A 17,695-nucleotide genomic window follows, 5' to 3' on the forward strand; every position below is an offset into this window, starting at 1 on the left:
AATTCCCAGCTATCTTGCCGGTATACGTACAGAAAACCGGCAAAGTTACGCGCGGGCAATCACTTTATGTTGAGTCCGGGCGCGGCGGGGCGCCGAGCCCTGCCCTACCACATGGTCTTGCTGGCGCGCGCTGGCCAGTCGCGGTCATAGGCTGCCCCGTCGATCTTCTCCGCGCTGGTGACCGCCAGGATCTGTCCCGGCGTCGGCAGAGACTTGGGATCCACATGGCGCTCGGAGTTCCATAGGTCGGAGCGGACAATCGCCCGCGCGCACTGGAAATAGACCGCCTCGACCTCGATTACGATCACCGACCGCGCCGGCTTGCCTTCGACGGCGAAAGACGTGCAGAGGTTGGGGTCGACGCTGAGGTGGGCGCGGCCGTTGACGCGCAAGGTCGTGCCCGAGCCCGGCACCAGAAACAGCAGCCCGACCCGCGGGTCGCGGATGATGTTCTTGAGCGAATCGGCTCGATTGTTGCCGCGCCGGTCGGGCATCATCAGCGTCTTCGCATCGTGGATGCGGACGAAACCGGCAAGGTCGCCGCGCGGCGAGCAGTCGAGCCCCTCCGGTCCGCTGGTCGCGAGCCCGACGAAGGGCGATGCCTCGATGAAGGCGGCATATTCCGGGATGATGTGGTCGAGTTCCTTCACCAGCGAGGTCTCGCCGGGAAGGCCATAGAGCGCCTCGAGTTCCTCGACCGTGGTGATGACCGTCATCGTCCCGCCTCGCATCTGCACTTCGTCGCGTCCTACCTCGCCGACATGACGCCGCGACGACGACGTCACCTGTCGCGCGAAAGTCCCTTCTGCGCCAGTTCGTCGAGATAGGCCTGCCAGCGTGCATCCTTCTCGTGGCCGAGCGTGTGCAGATAGTTCCAGGTGAAGATGCCGGTGTCGTGGAAATCGTCGAAGGTGATGCGGACCGCGTAGTTGCCCACCGGCTCGATCTTGAGGATCGCGACGTTCCTCTTGCCCGGCACCGTCACGCGCTGCTCCGGCGAATGCCCCTGCACCTCGGCGGAAGGCGAAAGCACGCGCAGCAATTCGGCCGAAAGCTCGAACGGCCGGTGGTCGGGAAAGGTGACCGTCAACAGCTTGCGATCCTTGGAGACCCTGAGTTCCTTTGGCGCTGACATATCTGCTCCCTGCTTGACACCTCCGGTTACGCCGAAACTGCCCGCGAAGGAAGCGGCAAACAGAATGGCATGGTCTGGAATCCTGCTCGCATCTTGCTAACCTCGATGCGGGCTTGCAACGGGCCGTCAGCGAGGAGCGGGACATGCGGATTTCAGGTTTGACGCTTTGGCCGATTGCCGGGTTAGCGATCCTGGCGGCGACCGCTGCCCAAGCGGCCGACAATTGCGCCAAGGCAAACGATCAGGCGACGATGAACGAATGCGCCGGCAAGGCCTTCAGGGCATCGGATGCCGAACTCAACACGCTGTACAAGCAGATCCAGGGCCGGCTGAAAGACGATCAGGGCACGGCCAAGCTGCTCGTCGCCGCGCAAAGGGCCTGGGTCGGCTTCCGCGACGCAGAATGCGACTTTTCGAGTTCGGGTGTCGCCCAGGGGTCCATCTACCCGATGACAGTGCTGCAATGCCGTGATGGCATGACCCAGCAACGTATCAAAGACTTGCAGAACTATCTCAAATGCGACGAAGGCGACACGAGTTGCCCGGTGCCGGCCGCAAACTGATGGGCGTTCCACGGCCGGAAATGTAATATTATAGTCGGTGTGGGGCATCGATTACCCCGCCAGCCAGCCAAATGTTGCCTGCAAGGGTCATTCGGACTTGAATGGTAAGGTTTTTTGAACGACATGAAAGGCAGCGGTCTGGGAAACCGCCTGAGGGAGTGAGCAGAGGCAAGATGGGAATTCACGACACCGGCATGATCGATCCCTTCGGTCGCTCGATTACTTATCTGCGCGTATCGGTGACCGACCGCTGCGACTTCCGCTGCACCTACTGCATGGCGGAAGACATGACCTTCCTGCCCAAGAAGGATCTCCTGTCGCTCGAGGAACTGGATCGCCTGTGCACCGTCTTCATCGAGAAGGGCGTCAAGAAGCTGCGGCTGACCGGCGGCGAGCCGCTGGTGCGCAAGAACATCATGCACCTGATCCGGCAGCTGTCGCGGCATCTCGAGAGCGGCGCCCTGGAAGAACTGACGCTGACCACAAACGGCTCGCAGCTTTCCCGCTTCGCCAGCGAACTCGCCGAATGCGGCGTGCGCCGCATCAATGTTTCGCTCGACACGCTCGACCCGGACAAGTTTCACACAGTGACCCGCTGGGGCAACCTCGCCAAGGTGATGGAAGGCATCGACGCTGCCCAGGCGGCCGGCCTGCACGTCAAGCTCAATGCGGTGGCGCTCAAGGACTTCAACGACCTGGAGATCCCGGAGATGCTGCGCTGGGCGCATGCCCGAGGCATGGACCTGACCGTCATCGAGACGATGCCGATGGGCGAGATCGACGGCGACCGCACCGACCAGTACCTGCCGCTGTCGCTTTTGAGGGCAAGCCTCGAGCGCCAGTTCACGCTGAACGACATTCCCTTAAAGACCGGCGGCCCTGCGCGCTATGTCGAGGTCGCGGAGACCGGCGGCAGGCTCGGCTTCATCACGCCGATGACACATAATTTCTGCGAAAGCTGCAACCGCGTGCGCCTGACCTGCACCGGCACGCTGTACATGTGCCTCGGACAGGACGACGACGCCGACCTGCGGACGCCGCTGCGCGCTTCGGAAGGCAATGAACTGGTGTCGACGGCGATCGACGAGGCCATCGGCCGCAAGCCCAAGGGCCACGACTTCGTCATCGATCGCCGCACCAAGCGTCCCGCCGTGGCGCGTCACATGAGCGTGACCGGAGGCTGAGCGACAACCGCCGAACACGACCAGGCTGCCCGGGGAGGGAAACGATGGTTCGCAGTCTTGGAACGTCGCTTTCGGCAGCGCTTGTTGCCTGCGCCCTCGCCTCGCCCGCAATCGCGAAACCGTTCACCTACACCAACGCGCGTTTCGGCACGTCGGTCACCTTCCCCGACGACGTCTTCACCGGCCAGGCCGAACCGCCCGAAAATGGCGATGGCATGACCTTCCTGGCTGAGGATGGCGCCAGTCTCGCGGTCTATGGCTCGAACAACGCGCTGGAGCAGTCACCCAAGCAGCTCGCCGACTTCGTCTCGGGGGGCCACGACGTCACCTACCGCAAGGTCGGCAGCAATTGGGTCGTGCTCTCGGGCCGCGACGGCGACGAGATTTTCTATCATCGCCTCGAACTCGGGCGCCGCGGGGTCATCCACGCGTTTCTGCTCAAATATCCCGCCTCCGCCAGGAAGAAGTACGACGCCCTGGTCTCTCCCCTCGCATCCAGCCTCGAAGGACCCTGAGAGCTCGTTGGTCCATGCGTTTGCCGTTGCTGTTTTGCATGCCGGTGCGTAAGCCTTGATCAGCAAGCAGTAACGGAAGGCCGAATTGCCTCTTTCATCCAATATGCGCGGCGCCTTGTTCATGGTGATCGCGATGGCCGCCTTCACCTTCAACGACACGCTGACCAAGCTCGCGGCGCAGTCGGCCAATATCGGCCAGATCCTGCTGGTTCGCGGCCTGTTCGCCTCGGCCCTGATCGCGGTCCTCGCCTGGCACCAGGGTGCCCTGAAGGGCATGCGCGACTATCTGCACCCAATGGTGTTGCTACGCCTCTTCGCCGAGATATTCGCGACGCTCAGCTTCCTGAGTGCCCTGCCGCATCTGCCGCTGGCCAACATCTCGGCCGTCCTGCAGGCACTGCCCCTGGCTGTGACCATGGGCGCCGCACTGTTCCTCGGCGAAGGTGTCGGCTGGCGCCGCTGGCTGGCGATCGCCGTCGGTTTTAGCGGTGTGCTGATCATCGTGAGGCCGGGCTTCGAGGGCTTCAATGTCTTTTCGCTGCTGGCGCTGGTTTCGGTCGGCTTCTGCGCCTTGCGCGACCTGGCCACCCGACAGATACCAAGCCACGTTCCTTCGCTCTTCGTCTCTACCACGACCTCGATAGCCGTCACGCTCACCGGTGCTGCAACTCTCGTCCCGTACGGCGGCTGGGCACCGATGTCGGGCGACGTCGTTGGCTACCTTGCCGGCGCCGCCGTGCTGCTGCTCTTCGGCTATCAGTTCGTCATCATGGCGATGCGCGAGGGCGACGTGTCCTTCATCGCGCCGTTCCGCTACACCGCGCTCATCTGGGCGATCTCGCTGAGCATCGCGGTATTCGGGGACATACCTGACCTTCCGATGATCGCCGGCGCCAGCCTCATCGTCGTCTCGGGGCTCTATTCGCTCTACCGCGAACGCGTCGTCGGCAAGCGGCGGCCAGCCGCCGCGAGCACGGGCCCCGCCATGGCCCCGGACGGGATGTGACACCGATGCGGATGGCAGGGCTCATTCTCGCAGGCGGGCGATCGACCCGCATGGGCGGCACGGACAAGACGCTCATCGAGCTGGGTGGACGCCCGATGATCGCGCGCGTGCTCGATCGGCTGCGGCCGCAGGCGTCGCCCATAGCCATCAACACCAACGGCGACCCGTCCGCTTTCGCCGGGTTCGGCGTCGACGTCATCGCCGACACGATCGCCGGCCATCAGGGGCCGCTTGCCGGTATACTGGCCGGCATGGAGTGGGTAGCGGACCGTTCGACGGCCACGCATCTGCTGAGCGTCGCGGGCGACACGCCATTCTTCCCCGGCGATCTCGCGGCAAGGCTCGCTCATCGTGCGTCGGCCGGCCGCATCGCCGCCGCGGCTTCCAACGGCCGTGTGCACCCGACCTTCGCGCTCTGGCCCGTCTCTTTGCATCGCCCGCTTGCGGAGTTCCTGGAAAGCGGCAATACGCGCAGGGTGATGACCTTCATGGAACAGGCAGGGATGGACGTGGTGGAATTTCAGTCCGAAGAGCCGGGGATCGCTGCGATCGACCCGTTCTTCAACATCAACACGCCCGAAGAGCTGGCGGAAGCCGAGCGCCTGCTGGCGGGAGCCAGGTGATGGCGCATCGTGTCTTCGGAATCACCGGCTGGAAGAACTCCGGCAAGACCACGCTGACCGAGCGGCTCGTGACCGAATTGACCGGTCGCAGCTGGAAGGTCTCCACCGTCAAGCACGCGCACCACGACTTCGACATCGACAAGGCGGGCACGGACAGCTTCCGCCACCGCGAAGCCGGTGCCAGCGAAGTCGCCATCGTCTCGGGCCGTCGCTGGGCGCTGATGCATGAACTGCGCGGCGAGGACGAACCGACGCTGGATGACGTCCTTGCCCGCCTGGCGCCCTGTGACCTGGTTCTCGTCGAGGGCTACAAGCGCGAGAGCCACATGAAGATCGAGGCACGCCGCCTCGAGGCAAAGGACCGGTCGCCGTTGTCTGCAACCGACCCGGCAATCGTGGCCATCGCCGCCGATCACCCCGTCGACGGCGAGCATGTCCCGGTCTTCGACATCGACGACATCAGGGCCATCGGCGACTTCATCGAGGCTCGGTCCGGCCTGAAAAAGGCGTGACGCAGCGTAATCTCCAGGCCGGCGCAGTTCACGGGAAACACCCGATTCACGATTGATTTTTAACTGAAAACAGTGGGAGTATCGCCGCCAATGCGGAGGGAGACTTCCGTTTGGCCGACCGGATGAACACGGATCGGCCGCAAGAAATGGGAGAGGAACAAATGGGAACTTCGATGCGTATCGCCTTGGCCGCCACGGCGGCAATCGCGCTCCTGGCAGGAGCTGCGCAGGCGCAGGAGAAGACGATAAAGATCGCCACCGAGGGCGCGTACCCTCCCTACAACAATCTGACCTCCGACGGTAAGCTGGTCGGCTTCGACGTCGACATCGCCAACGCCCTCTGCGAGCAGATGAAGGTCAAGTGCGAGATCGTCGCCCAGGAATGGGACGGCATGATTCCCGCCCTCCAGGCCGGAAAGTTCGACGCCATCATCGCGCAGATGTCGATCACGCCCGAACGCAAGGAGAAGATCGACTTCTCGAAGAAGTACATCAACACCCCGGCCGTGATCGCCGCCGCCAAGGACAGCGATATCAAAGGCGTGACCAAGGAAGACCTGGCCGGCAAGAAGATCGGCGTGCAGGGGTCGACCATTCACTTCAACTACGCCGAGAAGGTCTACACCGACAGCGAGATCAAGTCGTACCCCACTGCTGACGAATACAAGCTCGACATGGCCAACGGCCGCCTCGACGCCGTCAGCGACGACGCTGTGACGCTGGGCGCTTGGTTGGAAACGGCCGATGGCTCATGCTGCAAGATCGTCGGCACAATTCCGAACATGCCCGAAATCCACGGTGACGGCGCCGGCGTCGGCGTCCGCAAGGGCGATCCGCTGGCCGGCGAGTTCACAGCGGCCATCGCGGCGATCCGCGCTAACGGCAAGTACAAGGAAATCAACGACAAGTACTTCAAGTTCGACGTCTACGGCGACTGAGCCGCGGCCATCTGAAGCTTACCGGATGGCGGGACAAATCCCCGCCGTCCGGCTGGAATCGACATAACAACGAGCCGCCATGAAAGGCGGACCGCCTTGCCCAAGGGCTGGCAATAGGGGACAGTCGACCGATGCAGAGCATCTGGGCGCTTCTGAGTTTCGGGCCGGAAGGCTGGGGCGACGACCTTGCCTACGGTATCTTCACCACCATCTCTCTTGCCCTCGTCACCCTTCCCTTGGGTTTGCTGATCGGCTTCATGGTGGCGCTCGCCAAGCAATCGAGCGAACCGTCGATGCGGCTCGCTGGCAACATCTACACAACCATCTTCCGCGGCCTGCCGGAACTGCTGACGCTGTTTCTCGTGTTCTATGGCGCGCAGATCGGCATCCAGCAGGCCATACGCCTGATCAGCCCCGAAGCCACGGTCGAGATCAATAGCTTCGTTGCTGGCATGGTGGCGCTGGGCGTGGTCTTTTCCTCCTACGCCAGCGAGGTGTTCCTGTCCGCCTTCCGGGCCATCCCGCGCGGACAGTATGAGGGCGGCTACTCCGTCGGCCTGTCGCCGCGCCAGACAATGCGGCTGGTGATCCTGCCGCAGCTCGTGCGTATCGCCCTGCCCGGCCTGTCGAACCTGTGGCTGATCCTGCTCAAGGATACAGCACTGGTCTCGGCGATCGGCCTGACCGACATCCTGCGCCAGGCGAGCATCGCCTCGCGCGTCACCAAGCAGGCCTTCCTGTTCTACAGCGTCGCCTGCCTCATCTACCTGGTCCTAGCCATCATCTCGTCATTCGGTATCCGCGCCATCGAGCGCCGGGTCGGCAAGCGGGAGGCCGCACGGTGAACGCGACAACGGAAGCGGCCGACAAGGTCCAGCGCCCGCCAGCCCCGCCGCGCGGCTGGCCGACAGTGCGCATCCTTGGCTGGATCTTCGTCGGTCTGTGGATCGCCCTTGGACTTGGCGTGGTCGCCTATCTGATCAGCGCCTGGAATCCCGAACTCTTCAACAAATATGCGCCGAGCTATCTGTCCGGCGTTCGCGTGACGATTACGCTCGTCGCGATCTCCATCATACTCGGCGCGCTGCTGTCGCTGCCGATATGCTATGCTCGCATGTCCAGCAACCGCGTGCTGAACGCGATCTCCTATGGCTATGTCTATTTCTTCCGCGGCACGCCGCTTTTGGCCCAGACCTTCCTGATCTACTACGGCTTCGGCTCGTTCCGCCCGCAACTGGAGGCGATCGGCCTGTGGGGCTTCTTCCGCGAGGCCTGGTACTGCGCGATCCTCGCGTTTTCGCTCAACACGGCTGCCTACCAGGCCGAAATCCTGCGCGGCGCCATCGAAAGCGTCGGCAAGGGCCAATGGGAGGCGGCGTCGGCCCTCGGCATGTCGAAGCTGCAGACGATGTACAAGGTGATCCTGCCCCAGGCGCTGATCGTGGGGCTGCGCCCCTACGGCAACGAGATCATCCTGATGGTCAAGGGCTCGGCCATCGTCGCCATCATCACCGTCTACGACCTGATGGGCGAGACGCGGCGCGCCTTCTCGCGCAGCTTCGACTTCCAGACCTACCTCTGGGCAGCGTTGTTGTACCTGTCCTTGGTCGAAAGCCTGCGCCACGCCATCGACTGGGTCGAAAGACGCATCACGCGCCACCTGCATCGATAGGCCTGGCCCAAGCTCCGTCATCTTGACGAATCCGCCTCATGGCATAGACCACCGGGTGAACGAACACGCTTGGAAAGGGTCTCGCATGGCATCGGTCGCGTTCCTGGGTCTCGGGGTCATGGGCTATCCCATGGCCGGCCACCTCAAGAACAAGGGCGGGCACGACGTAACCGTCTACAACCGCACGACCGCGAAGGCCGAGCAATGGGCGGCCCAGCATGGCGGTAGCCACGCGCCGACGCCGGCGGAAGCCGCAAGAAACAAGGACTTCGTCTTCGCTTGCGTCGGCAATGACGACGACTTGCGCGCCGTCACCATCGGCGAAAACGGCGCCTTCCATGTGATGAAGAAGGGCTCCGTCTTCATCGACAACACCACGGCCTCCGCCGAGGTCGCGCGCGAGCTCGCCGCCGAAGCCGAGGCGCGCGGCTTCCACTTCCTCGACGCCCCGGTTTCCGGCGGCCAGGCCGGCGCCGAAAACGGCGTTCTGACCGTCATGGTGGGCGGCGAACAGGACGCCTTCGACCGGGCCAAGCCGGTGATCGAAGCCTTTGCCCGCATGGTAGGCCTGATGGGGTCGGCGGGCGCCGGCCAGCTCACCAAGATGATCAACCAGATCTGCATTGCCGGCCTCGTCCAGGGCCTCGCCGAAGGCATCCACTTTGGCAAGAAGGCCGGGCTGGACATCGAAAAGGTGGTCGATGTCATCTCCAAGGGGGCCGCCGGCTCCTGGCAGATGGAGAACCGCCACAAGACCATGAATGCGGGAAAATACGACTTCGGCTTCGCCATCGACTGGATGCGCAAGGACCTCGGCATCTGCCTCGCCGAGGCGGACCGCAACGGCGCAAAGCTGCCGGTGACCGCACTCGTCGACCAGTTCTACAAGGACGTGCAGGCGATGGGCGGCGGCCGCTGGGACACCTCTTCGCTTCTCGCCCGGCTCGAGAAATAGCGCGAGCCCCTATGTCGCTTTCGCCCGCATCGACCACGGACGAGATCGTCGCGCATCTGCGCACGCTCGGCTCCGAGGAGGACCGCGCCGGCATCGCCCGCTTCGGGATCGCCAACGACCGGGCGCTCGGCATTTCCAATGCGGTGCTCAGGCCGATCGCCAAGACGCTCAAGCAGGATCACATCCGTGCTCAGGCGCTGTGGGCAACGGGCATCCGCGAGGCGCGCATCCTCGCGATCTCGACCGACGAGCCGGCGAGGCTGACACGTGCCGGGGCCGATGCGCTGGCCGCCGACTTCGACAGCTGGGAGATCGTCGACCATGCGGCCTACCTGTTCTGCGAGGCGAAGCTGGCCCACCAAATCATTCCCGCCTATGCGGCCGACGAGCGTGAATTCGTCCGCCGTGCCGCCTTCTCGACCATTGCCACAGCAGCCGTACATCTCAGGAAGGAGCCGGACGAAACCTTCGTCGGCTGGCTCGAGCTGGTCGAGGCACATGCCCGAGACGGCAGGAACTTCGTCAAGAAGGCGGTGAACTGGGCGCTTCGGCAGGTGGGCAAGCGGTCGCTCGCGCTGCACGTCCCGGCGCTGCGGATGGCAGAGACGCTCGCCGCCTCGCCCGACAGGACCGCCAGGTGGATCGGCAAGGACGCCGTGCGCGAACTCACCGATCCCAAGCAGGTCGAACGGCTCGAGGCCAGGAAAGCCTGATCAGGCGGCCGACGCGCCACTTTCCTTGTCGAGGATCATGTAGTCGAGCGGCAGCTCGGTCGTATATTTGATCTGCTCCATGGCAAACGACGACGAGACATCGCGGATCTCGATCTTGGCGATCAGCCGCTTGTAGAAGGCGTCATAGGCCCCGATGTCCGGCACAACAACGCGCAGCAGGTAATCGACGTCGCCACTCATGCGGTAGAACTCGATGACCTCGGGGAATTCCTGGATCACCTCGGAGAAGCGGCGCAGCCATTCGTGGCTGTGCGAATTGGTGCGGATCGCCACGAAGACGGTGACGCGTGCATTGATCTTCTCGGGCTCGAGCAGCGCCACGCGCCTCTTGATGACGCCTTCCTCCTCGAGTTTCTGGATGCGGCGCCAGCAGGGCGTGGTGGACAGCCCGACTTTCTTGGCGACGTCGGCAACGGCCAGCGTTGCATCCTCCTGGAGGAGGCGAAGAATTTTCCTGTCGAGGCGGTCCATTTGTGGCTCCGTTAGAAAACGCTCGCCATAATCCCGATATTCAAAAGATCATACAAGAAAGGAATTCTCCACGCACCTCGTAGGCGCGGTAATTATTTGCGTTCGATCTGGCCGAGGCGATGCCGGATTTCCTCCCTGAGGAAAGGCAGCAATTCCATTTCGAACCACGGATTCCGCTTGATCCAGCCCGTATTGCGCCAAGACGGGTGAGGTAGTGGCAATACATGCGGCTCAGTTGAACGCGCCCAGGCCGAGCGCCAGTCGGCGACGGTGTCGGTGAGTGAGCCGTTCCGTGCCGCCCCCATGTGCCAGCGCTGGGCATACTGGCCTATCGCCAACACCAGATCGACTTGCGGCATGCCGACCATCAGCCTGGCACGCCAGGCAGGCGCGCATTCGCGTCGCGGCGGCAGGTCGCCGCCCTTGGCGTCCTGTCCCGGGAAACAGAAGCCCATCGGCACGATGGCGAATTTCGAAGGGTCGTAGAACTCCTCCGGGGTGACGCCCAGCCAGCTGCGCAGCCTGTCGCCCGAGGCATCGGTGAATGGCGCGCCACTGAGATGCACCTTGGTGCCGGGCGCCTGCCCGGCGATCAGGATGCGCGCCGTGGCCGAGGGCACGACCACCGGCCGCGGCTCGTGCGGCAACGCCTTGCCGGACGGACGTTCCACGCAGATGCGGCAGGCCTTGATTTCGGCAACCAGCCCGCCGAGGTCCGCAGCCATCGTCACGCGGCAGCACTCGGCCGGGCGGCAAGCGCAGCATGCCAGCGGCGGACGTTGGAGAATTCCTCCGGCACCGATATGCGCGCCGGCTTCATGAAGTCGATGGCGATCATGCCGGTGATGTCGGCGACGGAGAACCGGTCGCCGGCGGCGAATTCGCGTGCAGCGAGTTCCCTGTCGAGCAGCGCCAGGAAATCGATGACCTTCGGCTTGTTGACCTCGCCCCATTCGGGCACCTGCGGCACTTCCCATTCCTTCATCGCCGGATGGATGTGACGGAAGGCAAAGCCCACGGGCAGGAACAGGTTGAGTTCGATCCGCCGCTGCCACATCTCGACCAGCGCCTTGCCGAGGGCGCCGCGGCCGAACAGCGCCGGCTCGGGATGCAGCTCCTCGAAGTAACGGCAGATGGCAATGGACTCGGTGAGAATCGTGCCATCGTCGAGTTCCAGCACCGGCAGCCGCTGCAGCGGGTTGCGCGTGGACATATCGGCCTGCTTGTGCTCGAACGCTGCCATGTCGACGCGCACCATCGGCACTTCGAGGCCCTTTTCGGCGAGAAACACACGCACACGCCGCGGATTGGGCGCCTTGCTTCCGTCGAACAGCTTCATGACGCCTCCCGGTTTCATCTATCAAGTATAGGTCGCAAACTACGAGAATCGAAGGATTTCCCTGAGCCAGTTGAGGATGCGGCCATAGGTGCCGGGCTCGATGTCGGCCACGTCGCCATGCGTCGCGCGCCAGTCGCGCGGCCGGTCGAACTCGCCGACCCACATGCCCCTTTCGGCCCGGCGCGCGGCCAGCTCCTCCGCCTGGTAGTCGCCATAGGCGACCGCCCATCCGGCCTCGACCTGCGCCCTGTTGAGATCGACCCCGCCCGCGCTGCATTCGCCGAGCAGCCGGTCGTATTTGTCGCGTTCCCAGCCGGCGCAGGCGACGCGGCGCCCGGCTATGAGCTTCGACAACGCATCCCGCGCACGCCTGCCGCAGGCATATTCCTCGCCGTCCTTCCTGCAGACCTGCGCGAACTCGGGCGCATCTATGCCGCGCAGGCGGATGCGTTCGGCGCCGAGCGTGATCGAATCGCCGTCGTTGACGATGGCCACGCCTTCGGCGTTGCGCGTTTCGAAGCGGTCGAGGCGAGCCGAGACGAGCGCCACCAAGGCCAGGATGGCGGCCGTCAGAGCATAGTCGGCGAGCTTGCGCCAACGGCTGCGCGGCTGCCGGAATTGCCGCTGCCGCGGTCTGCCGGGCCACGAACGGCTCATATGGCAAACAATCCCTTAATCATTCGGACGTAGCGTGGAGGGACAAGGAAAGCGCGCGCGAAAATCGACTTAACACATGCCGTTGCAACGCTCGGACACGGCGGACAAGATCATTGTGGACCGCAGGAAACGCCACCGCAACAGCGATGTTGCGCGTGCCGTGCGCAAGACCCGTGACCGTCTTTCGCAACAGCCCGGCGGCCTGGCCTTCGACCGCGAATTGCTGAAGCAGCACGCCGGGTCGATCGTCGCCAATTCGGCAACGATTCCGCTCCTGATCGCCATCCTCGCCGCGACCGCCGTCGCTTTCGGCGCCGGCGCCGAGATCCTTGTCTGGGCGATCGCGGCCATCGCCGGCTATGTTGGCCTCGCCATCCTTGCCCGCCGCGTCGACAGCGCCCCAGCGGCCGAGATTTCGCCCGTGTCCGCGCACCGTAACTTCCTCGCCGGCCATTTCATCACCGGCCTGGCCTGGGCCTATCTGGCGGCCATGACCTGCCCGGCCTGCGAACCGGGCCAACTGACGACCGTCAAGGGCGTATCGCTGCTGGTCGCCATGGCGGCCACGGCCATATTGGCCTCTTCGCTGCGCGGTGCGCTGGTCGCCACCTTTGCACTGCCTGTTGCCGCCTATGCCGCCTTCGGAGTCGAGCTCTCCGAACCGCTGGGCATCATGATGGTGGCGCTGCTCGTCGCGGCCCTGCCCTTCTTCGCCCATGTGGCCCGCATCATGAACCGCTCGGCCCTGATGCTGATGTCTTTCCGCTCCGAGATGGACGCGCTCGTCGCCGAACTGGAAACGGCCAAGTCGATGTCCGACGAGGCGAGGCGTCGGGCCGAGGACGCCAATCTCGCGAAATCGCGCTTCCTGGCGACGATGAGTCACGAACTGCGCACGCCGCTCAACGCGATCCTTGGCTTTTCCGAAGTCATGGCAGGCGAGGTGCTCGGGCCGATCAACAGCCCTACCTACCGCGAATATGCCCGCGACATCCACGATTCGGGCCAGCACCTGCTCGACCTCATCAACGAAATCCTCGACCTCTCCCGTATCGAGGCCGGGCGCTACAGGCTCAACGAGGAGCCGCTCGCCCTGCTCTCGGTGGTCGAGGATTGCTGCCACATGATGGAACTCAAGGCGCGCAACAAGGACCTGCGCATCGTCCAGGATTTCGAGCCGTCGCTGCCGCGCCTGCTCGGCGACGAGCGCGCCGTCCGCCAGATCACGCTCAATCTCCTGTCGAACGCGATAAAATTCTCGCCGACAGGCGGCGAGATCCGGGTGCGCGTCGGCTGGACCGCGGGCGGCGGGCAGTACATCTCGGTCAAGGACAACGGGCCCGGCATCCCGCCCGAGGAGATCCCGATCGTCCTCTCCGCCTTCGGCCAGGGCTCGATCGCCATCAAGAGCGCGGAACAGGGAACCGGCCTCGGCCTGCCGATCGTGCAGGGCCTGCTCGCCTTGCATGGCGGCGAGTTCGATCTCAAGTCGAAGCTGAGGGAAGGCACCGAGGCAGTCGCCATCTTCCCCCCGGCCAGGGTGATCGACGGCCTGCCCACGTCATTGCCGCGAAGCCTGGCGGCCCGTCCCTAGGACAGCCGCCCTCTCCGTTCAGCGGACGGCCGCCGCCATGCCCGAGCTGATCTGGGCCGCCGTCTTGACCAGTCCGGCGGCGAGCCCTGCTCCCACCGCCTCGCCATGGTCGATCCCGAGGCCGAGCAGCGGCCGCGCCCCGAGCTTGGCGAGCAGGCGGGCATGGCCCGGTTCGGTCGAGACATGCGAGAACATGCAGTGGTCGAGCGCCCTCGGATCACAGGCATAGAGCACGGCCGCCGCCGCCGTCGTGGCGAAGCCGTCGAGCAGCACCGGGATCTTCTCCATGCGCGCTGCGAGGATGGCGCCGGCGATCGCCGCGAACTCGCGCCCACCCACGCGGCGCAGCGCCTCGAAAGGATCCCTGAGGCGGTCGCCGTGCACTGCCAGCGCCCGGTCGACGACCGCCGCCTTGCGAGCCTGCATCGCCGCGTCGGCGCCGGAGCCCGGCCCGACCCAGTCCGCACCTCGGCCGCCGAACAAGGCGGCCGACAGGGCCGCTGCCACGGTGGTGTTGGCGACGCCGAGATCGCCGATGCAGAAGAGATCGGTGCCGCCGGCGATCGCCTCCATGCCGAAGGCCATGGTGGCGGCGCAAGCGCGCTCGTCGAGCGCCGGCTCGACCGTGATGTCGGCCGTCGGCAGATGCAGGGCGAGGTCGAAGACCTTGAGGCCGAGATCGTTGGCGACGCAGATCTGGTTGATCGCCGCGCCGCCCGCAGCGCAGAGTTCGACGCGCTGCGCCGTCGCCTCCATCGCCCGCGGCGACACGCCGTGGACCGCGACACCGTGGTTGCCCGCAAAGATCGCCACCGACGGCTTCAGCACGGAAGGCGGTGCCCGGCCGCTCCAGCGCGCCAGCCAGGCGGCGATGTCCTCGATGCGGCCGAGCGAACCCTGCGGCTTGTCGGCCTTGGCGAACAGCGACCACACCTTGCCCGCCTGCGCCACGTCGCCCTCGGGCATGTGCGCGAAAAGGTTGCGGAAATCGTCAAAGGGTTGGGCGCTTGTCATGATCGCTGGGCCTGCCGTTCGGAAATCGTCGCCCGCCGAATAGCCCTCCCCGCACGGGAAAACAATCGCGGCATGGCGTCCAACCTGTCGGGACATCATGCAGGCGACGCGCCGCGCCGCTGCGGGTGCGGGCTTGCATCGTGCGGCATGCTACACCATCTGGCTGAGGCAGCCTGCATATTGCGGCGGCAAGCGGCAGCGGGCATAAGTCGGCCCATGCACCGGATTTCATGATGACGGCCATAGAATCGCCCTGCATCCTCGTCTGCTCCATCGACACGGCCACCGGCTACTGCTTCGGCTGCGGCCGCACGCGCGCCGAAATTTCCGCCTGGCTCGAGATGACGCCGCAGACGCGCCGCGCCGTGATGGCGGAATTGCCCGCCCGGCTCGAAACGGTCGAGCGCAAGCCGCGCCGCGAGACGCGGCGCGCGCGCATGGCCCGCGAACGCGGCGCCGTCTGAGGACCTTCAAAGCACATGAGCCGATTGTTCTGGATCGTCATCGCGGTGCTCGGCGTCGGACTGCTGCTGCTGATGCTCAACGATTCCGGCGGCGAGACACTCGGCCTGGACAACGACAGCTTCGGCAGGCTGGTCTATCTAGGAGCACTGGCCCTGGTGATTGGCGCCGGCATCCTCGGACGCCGCGCGCATTTGGGCGCCAGCCTGCGCAGCTTCGCGCTGTGGCTGCTGATCATCCTGGTGCTCGTGGCGGGCTATCAATACCGCTACGAGCTGCAGGATGTCGCGAGCCGCGTGACCGCCGGACTCGTGCCCGGCAGCCCGCTGTCGGTGATCGACGGCGACGGCCGCGCCACCGTCACCCTCGACAAGCTTCCGAACGGCCATTTCGGGGCGCGCCTTCAGGTCAACGGCGCGACCATCCAGGCAATGGTGGACACCGGCGCCACCAGCACGGTGCTTACCGCCTCCGACGCCCGGCTAGCGGGCTTCGACCCCGAAAGCCTGAACTTCGCCGTGCCGGTCTCGACCGCGAACGGCATCGCCCGCGCCGCCCGCGTGACTGTCGAGAGCATCCGGCTCGGCGCGATCGAGCGGAAGAACCTGCCGGTGCTGGTGGCCGACCGCGGGCTGGACCAGAGCCTTCTCGGCATGAATTTCATCGGTTCGCTGTCGGGCTTCGACGTCCGCGGCGACCGGATGATTCTGAGAGATTAAGCTGCTTCGCTGGCACCGCCGAGATCGACGGCGGCAAAGGCCCGGCGCAGCACCTCCGGGCCGGCACCCGCCTTGGTCGCATCCGTCGACAAGATCTGGCGATAGCGGCGCGCACCTGCATGGCCGTGGAACAGCCCGACCATGTGGCGGGTGACGTGCCCGAGGCGGCCGCCGCCGGCGATGTGGCGGGCGGCATAGCCGGCCATGGCCTCGATCAGGGCGGGGTAGTCGATCTCCTCCGCCCCTGCTCCGCTCAGCAGCGCATCGGCGCCGCCGAGAACGCTCGGCGTGTGGTAGGCGGCGCGGCCGAGCATGACCCCGTCCATCTTTTCGAGATGCGCGCGGCTTTCGTCCAGCGCCTGAATACCGCCGTTGATGCCAATGAACTTGTGCGGATATCGTGCCTTGAGGCGATAGACGCGATCATAGTCCAGCGGCGGGATTTCGCGGTTTTCCTTGGGGCTCAGACCCTCGAGCCAGGCCTTGCGGGCATGCACCCACAGCGCGTCGGTGCCAGCCGCAAAAACCATGTCGGCAAGCGTGTCGAGTGCCGGCTCGGGATCCTGATGGTCGACGCCGATGCGGCATTTCACCGTCACCGGAATGCTCACCGCCGCCTTCATCGCCGACACGCAGTCCGCGACGAGTTCGGGCGTCTTCATCAGGCAGGCGCCGAAGGTGCCCGACTGCACGCGGTCGGACGGGCAGCCGACATTGAGGTTGACTTCGTCATAGCCGAAGCCCTCGCCGATGCGTGCCGCCTCGGCAAGCTTCGCCGGATCGGAGCCGCCAAGCTGCAGCGCGATGGGATGCTCGGAGGCGTCGAAACCGAGCAGGCGCTCGCGCGGGCCATGGATAACCGCGTCCGCCACCACCATCTCGGTGTAGAGCAACGCATCCCTGGTGATCCGCCGGTGAAAGTTGCGGCAGCACCTGTCGGTCCAGTCCATCATGGGTGCAACGGCAACGATTTTCGCGCCGTCGGCATAAAGCTTGGTCATGGCTTCTCGAATTCGCGCAGGGCTGCAGATAACGCCGCTCCCTAGCACAACAAGGCCGAGGGGCCAAATCGGTCCGGGATGCGCCGTTGATTGCGCCCCAGAGCAAAGGCCGTCGCCAGGCCCCGCTAATCGTCTCCGCTGCACGCCGCGACGTCCGGCTTCGGCTTTGGATCCGGCCGCGTCGCCACATAGACGGCACCTGCCGCGACGAAGGCCGTTGCCGCTGCTGCGACCAGCGCATCGGGCTTTCCGAGCCAGAACAGGCCATATCCCAGCGCCATGCCGATCCAGGCCGTGACCTTGGCCTTGCGCGGAATGGCGCCCTGTTCGCGCCAGTCCCGCAGCGGCGGACCGAAGCGGGGATGGTCGAGCAGCCAGGCTTCGAAACGCGGCGACGAGCGCCCGAAGCACCACGCGGCGGCAATCAGGAAGATGGTGGTCGGCATCAGCGGCAGGAATGCGCCGACGATGCCGAGTAAAAGCATGAGCAGGCCCAGGGCCAGGAAACCGGCGCGCCTGGTGTTGAGGGTCGCGATGCCGGCAATGCGGCGGACGTGCCGTCTCACTGGAGCCGATCCGAGCTAGGGGCGCCGGCGATCGG

At 65.1% G+C, this 17,695-nt stretch carries 23 protein-coding genes; 14 read left to right on the forward strand and 9 right to left on the reverse strand.

What is annotated here, in order from left to right; genetic code table 11:
* Positions 1-104 precede the first annotated feature (104 nt).
* A complete protein-coding gene (locus J2X50_RS01140) occupies positions 105-716 on the reverse strand; it encodes a pyridoxamine 5'-phosphate oxidase family protein (protein ID WP_429090741.1) in 612 nt (203 codons plus the stop codon).
* A gap of 65 nt (positions 717-781) precedes the next feature.
* The gene (locus J2X50_RS01145) at positions 782-1,135 is read right to left on the reverse strand and encodes a gamma-butyrobetaine hydroxylase-like domain-containing protein (protein ID WP_429090743.1); all 354 of its coding nucleotides are present in this window, start codon (positions 1,133-1,135) and stop codon (positions 782-784) included.
* Positions 1,136-1,278: 143 nt separating this feature from the next.
* Between J2X50_RS01145 and J2X50_RS01150 the strand changes: the two genes are divergently transcribed.
* The 11 genes from J2X50_RS01150 to J2X50_RS01200 all read left to right on the forward strand — a co-directional run bounded on the left by J2X50_RS01150 (position 1,279) and on the right by J2X50_RS01200 (position 9,816).
* A complete protein-coding gene (locus J2X50_RS01150) occupies positions 1,279-1,698 on the forward strand; it encodes a lysozyme inhibitor LprI family protein (RefSeq protein ID WP_429090745.1) in 420 nt (139 codons plus the stop codon).
* A gap of 173 nt (positions 1,699-1,871) precedes the next feature.
* Positions 1,872-2,882, forward strand: a complete 1,011-nt coding sequence (moaA, locus tag J2X50_RS01155) for a GTP 3',8-cyclase MoaA (protein ID WP_429090747.1) — start codon at positions 1,872-1,874, stop codon at positions 2,880-2,882.
* Between the two features lie 44 nt (positions 2,883-2,926).
* A complete protein-coding gene (locus tag J2X50_RS01160) occupies positions 2,927-3,397 on the forward strand; it encodes a hypothetical protein (protein WP_429090749.1) in 471 nt (156 codons plus the stop codon).
* An 85-nt stretch (positions 3,398-3,482) separates the two neighbouring features.
* On the forward strand, positions 3,483-4,403 hold the full coding sequence (locus J2X50_RS01165) for a DMT family transporter (protein WP_429090751.1): 921 nt from the start codon (positions 3,483-3,485) through the stop codon (positions 4,401-4,403).
* Between the two features lie 11 nt (positions 4,404-4,414).
* Positions 4,415-5,026, forward strand: a complete 612-nt coding sequence (mobA, locus tag J2X50_RS01170) for a molybdenum cofactor guanylyltransferase MobA (RefSeq protein WP_429091808.1) — start codon at positions 4,415-4,417, stop codon at positions 5,024-5,026.
* Positions 5,026-5,538, forward strand: a complete 513-nt coding sequence (mobB, locus tag J2X50_RS01175) for a molybdopterin-guanine dinucleotide biosynthesis protein B (protein WP_429090753.1) — start codon at positions 5,026-5,028, stop codon at positions 5,536-5,538. Before mobA ends, mobB begins: the two co-directional genes overlap by 1 nt.
* Positions 5,539-5,699: 161 nt before the next feature.
* Positions 5,700-6,476 (forward strand): ABC transporter substrate-binding protein, encoded by a 777-nt coding sequence (locus tag J2X50_RS01180; RefSeq protein WP_429090755.1) that lies wholly within the window; start codon positions 5,700-5,702, stop codon positions 6,474-6,476.
* A 131-nt stretch (positions 6,477-6,607) separates the two neighbouring features.
* Positions 6,608-7,321, forward strand: coding sequence for an ABC transporter permease (locus tag J2X50_RS01185; protein WP_429090757.1), 714 nt, complete (start codon positions 6,608-6,610; stop codon positions 7,319-7,321).
* Complete coding sequence (locus J2X50_RS01190) at positions 7,318-8,148, forward strand: ABC transporter permease (RefSeq protein WP_429090759.1); 831 nt, start codon at positions 7,318-7,320, stop codon at positions 8,146-8,148. Before J2X50_RS01185 ends, J2X50_RS01190 begins: the two co-directional genes overlap by 4 nt.
* 85 nt (positions 8,149-8,233) lie before the next feature.
* Positions 8,234-9,103 (forward strand): NAD(P)-dependent oxidoreductase, encoded by an 870-nt coding sequence (locus tag J2X50_RS01195; protein WP_429090761.1) that lies wholly within the window; start codon positions 8,234-8,236, stop codon positions 9,101-9,103.
* An 11-nt stretch (positions 9,104-9,114) separates the two neighbouring features.
* Complete coding sequence (locus J2X50_RS01200; protein ID WP_429090763.1) at positions 9,115-9,816, forward strand: DNA alkylation repair protein; 702 nt, start codon at positions 9,115-9,117, stop codon at positions 9,814-9,816.
* On the opposite strand, the gene J2X50_RS01205 is transcribed toward J2X50_RS01200, so the two are convergent.
* The 4 genes from J2X50_RS01205 to J2X50_RS01220 all read right to left on the reverse strand — a co-directional run bounded on the left by J2X50_RS01205 (position 9,817) and on the right by J2X50_RS01220 (position 12,304).
* Positions 9,817-10,308 (reverse strand): Lrp/AsnC family transcriptional regulator, encoded by a 492-nt coding sequence (locus J2X50_RS01205; protein WP_347965258.1) that lies wholly within the window; start codon positions 10,306-10,308, stop codon positions 9,817-9,819.
* Between the two features lie 92 nt (positions 10,309-10,400).
* On the reverse strand, positions 10,401-11,033 hold the full coding sequence (locus J2X50_RS01210) for a uracil-DNA glycosylase family protein (RefSeq protein WP_429091811.1): 633 nt from the start codon (positions 11,031-11,033) through the stop codon (positions 10,401-10,403).
* Positions 11,034-11,035: 2 nt separating this feature from the next.
* Positions 11,036-11,647 (reverse strand): glutathione S-transferase, encoded by a 612-nt coding sequence (locus J2X50_RS01215; protein WP_429090765.1) that lies wholly within the window; start codon positions 11,645-11,647, stop codon positions 11,036-11,038.
* A gap of 39 nt (positions 11,648-11,686) precedes the next feature.
* Positions 11,687-12,304, reverse strand: a complete 618-nt coding sequence (locus tag J2X50_RS01220) for a thermonuclease family protein (protein ID WP_429090767.1) — start codon at positions 12,302-12,304, stop codon at positions 11,687-11,689.
* A 76-nt stretch (positions 12,305-12,380) separates the two neighbouring features.
* Here J2X50_RS01220 and J2X50_RS01225 point away from each other — a divergent pair, with 76 nt between their 5' ends.
* On the forward strand, positions 12,381-13,898 hold the full coding sequence (locus J2X50_RS01225) for a sensor histidine kinase (RefSeq protein ID WP_429090768.1): 1,518 nt from the start codon (positions 12,381-12,383) through the stop codon (positions 13,896-13,898).
* 18 nt (positions 13,899-13,916) lie between these two features.
* Here J2X50_RS01225 and J2X50_RS01230 read toward each other — a convergent pair whose 3' ends face one another.
* Positions 13,917-14,915: a nicotinate-nucleotide--dimethylbenzimidazole phosphoribosyltransferase gene (locus J2X50_RS01230; protein ID WP_429091814.1), complete on the reverse strand. Its 999-nt coding sequence runs from the start codon at positions 14,913-14,915 to the stop codon at positions 13,917-13,919.
* Between the two features lie 230 nt (positions 14,916-15,145).
* On the opposite strand from J2X50_RS01230, the gene J2X50_RS01235 reads away from it, so the two are divergent.
* Entirely contained in the window at positions 15,146-15,376 is a 231-nt protein-coding gene (locus tag J2X50_RS01235; RefSeq protein ID WP_347965253.1) for a DUF1289 domain-containing protein, read from the forward strand.
* Between the two features lie 15 nt (positions 15,377-15,391).
* The gene (locus J2X50_RS01240) at positions 15,392-16,093 is read left to right on the forward strand and encodes a TIGR02281 family clan AA aspartic protease (RefSeq protein ID WP_429090770.1); all 702 of its coding nucleotides are present in this window, start codon (positions 15,392-15,394) and stop codon (positions 16,091-16,093) included.
* On the opposite strand, the gene dusA is transcribed toward J2X50_RS01240, so the two are convergent.
* Together dusA and J2X50_RS01250 are read right to left on the reverse strand one after the other, a co-directional pair.
* Positions 16,090-17,094: a tRNA dihydrouridine(20/20a) synthase DusA gene (dusA, locus tag J2X50_RS01245; RefSeq protein ID WP_429090772.1), complete on the reverse strand. Its 1,005-nt coding sequence runs from the start codon at positions 17,092-17,094 to the stop codon at positions 16,090-16,092. The two genes, J2X50_RS01240 and dusA, sit on opposite strands and share 4 nt — an antisense overlap.
* 125 nt (positions 17,095-17,219) lie before the next feature.
* Positions 17,220-17,660 carry a YbaN family protein gene (locus tag J2X50_RS01250; protein ID WP_429090773.1) on the reverse strand — a complete coding sequence of 147 codons (441 nt, stop codon included), beginning with the start codon at positions 17,658-17,660 and terminating at the stop codon, positions 17,220-17,222.
* Between the last annotated feature and the right edge of the window lie 35 nt (positions 17,661-17,695).

It is taken from the genome of Aminobacter sp. BE322 (genome assembly GCF_050433525.1).
In the GTDB taxonomy this organism is placed as follows: Bacteria; Pseudomonadota; Alphaproteobacteria; order Rhizobiales; family Rhizobiaceae; genus Aminobacter.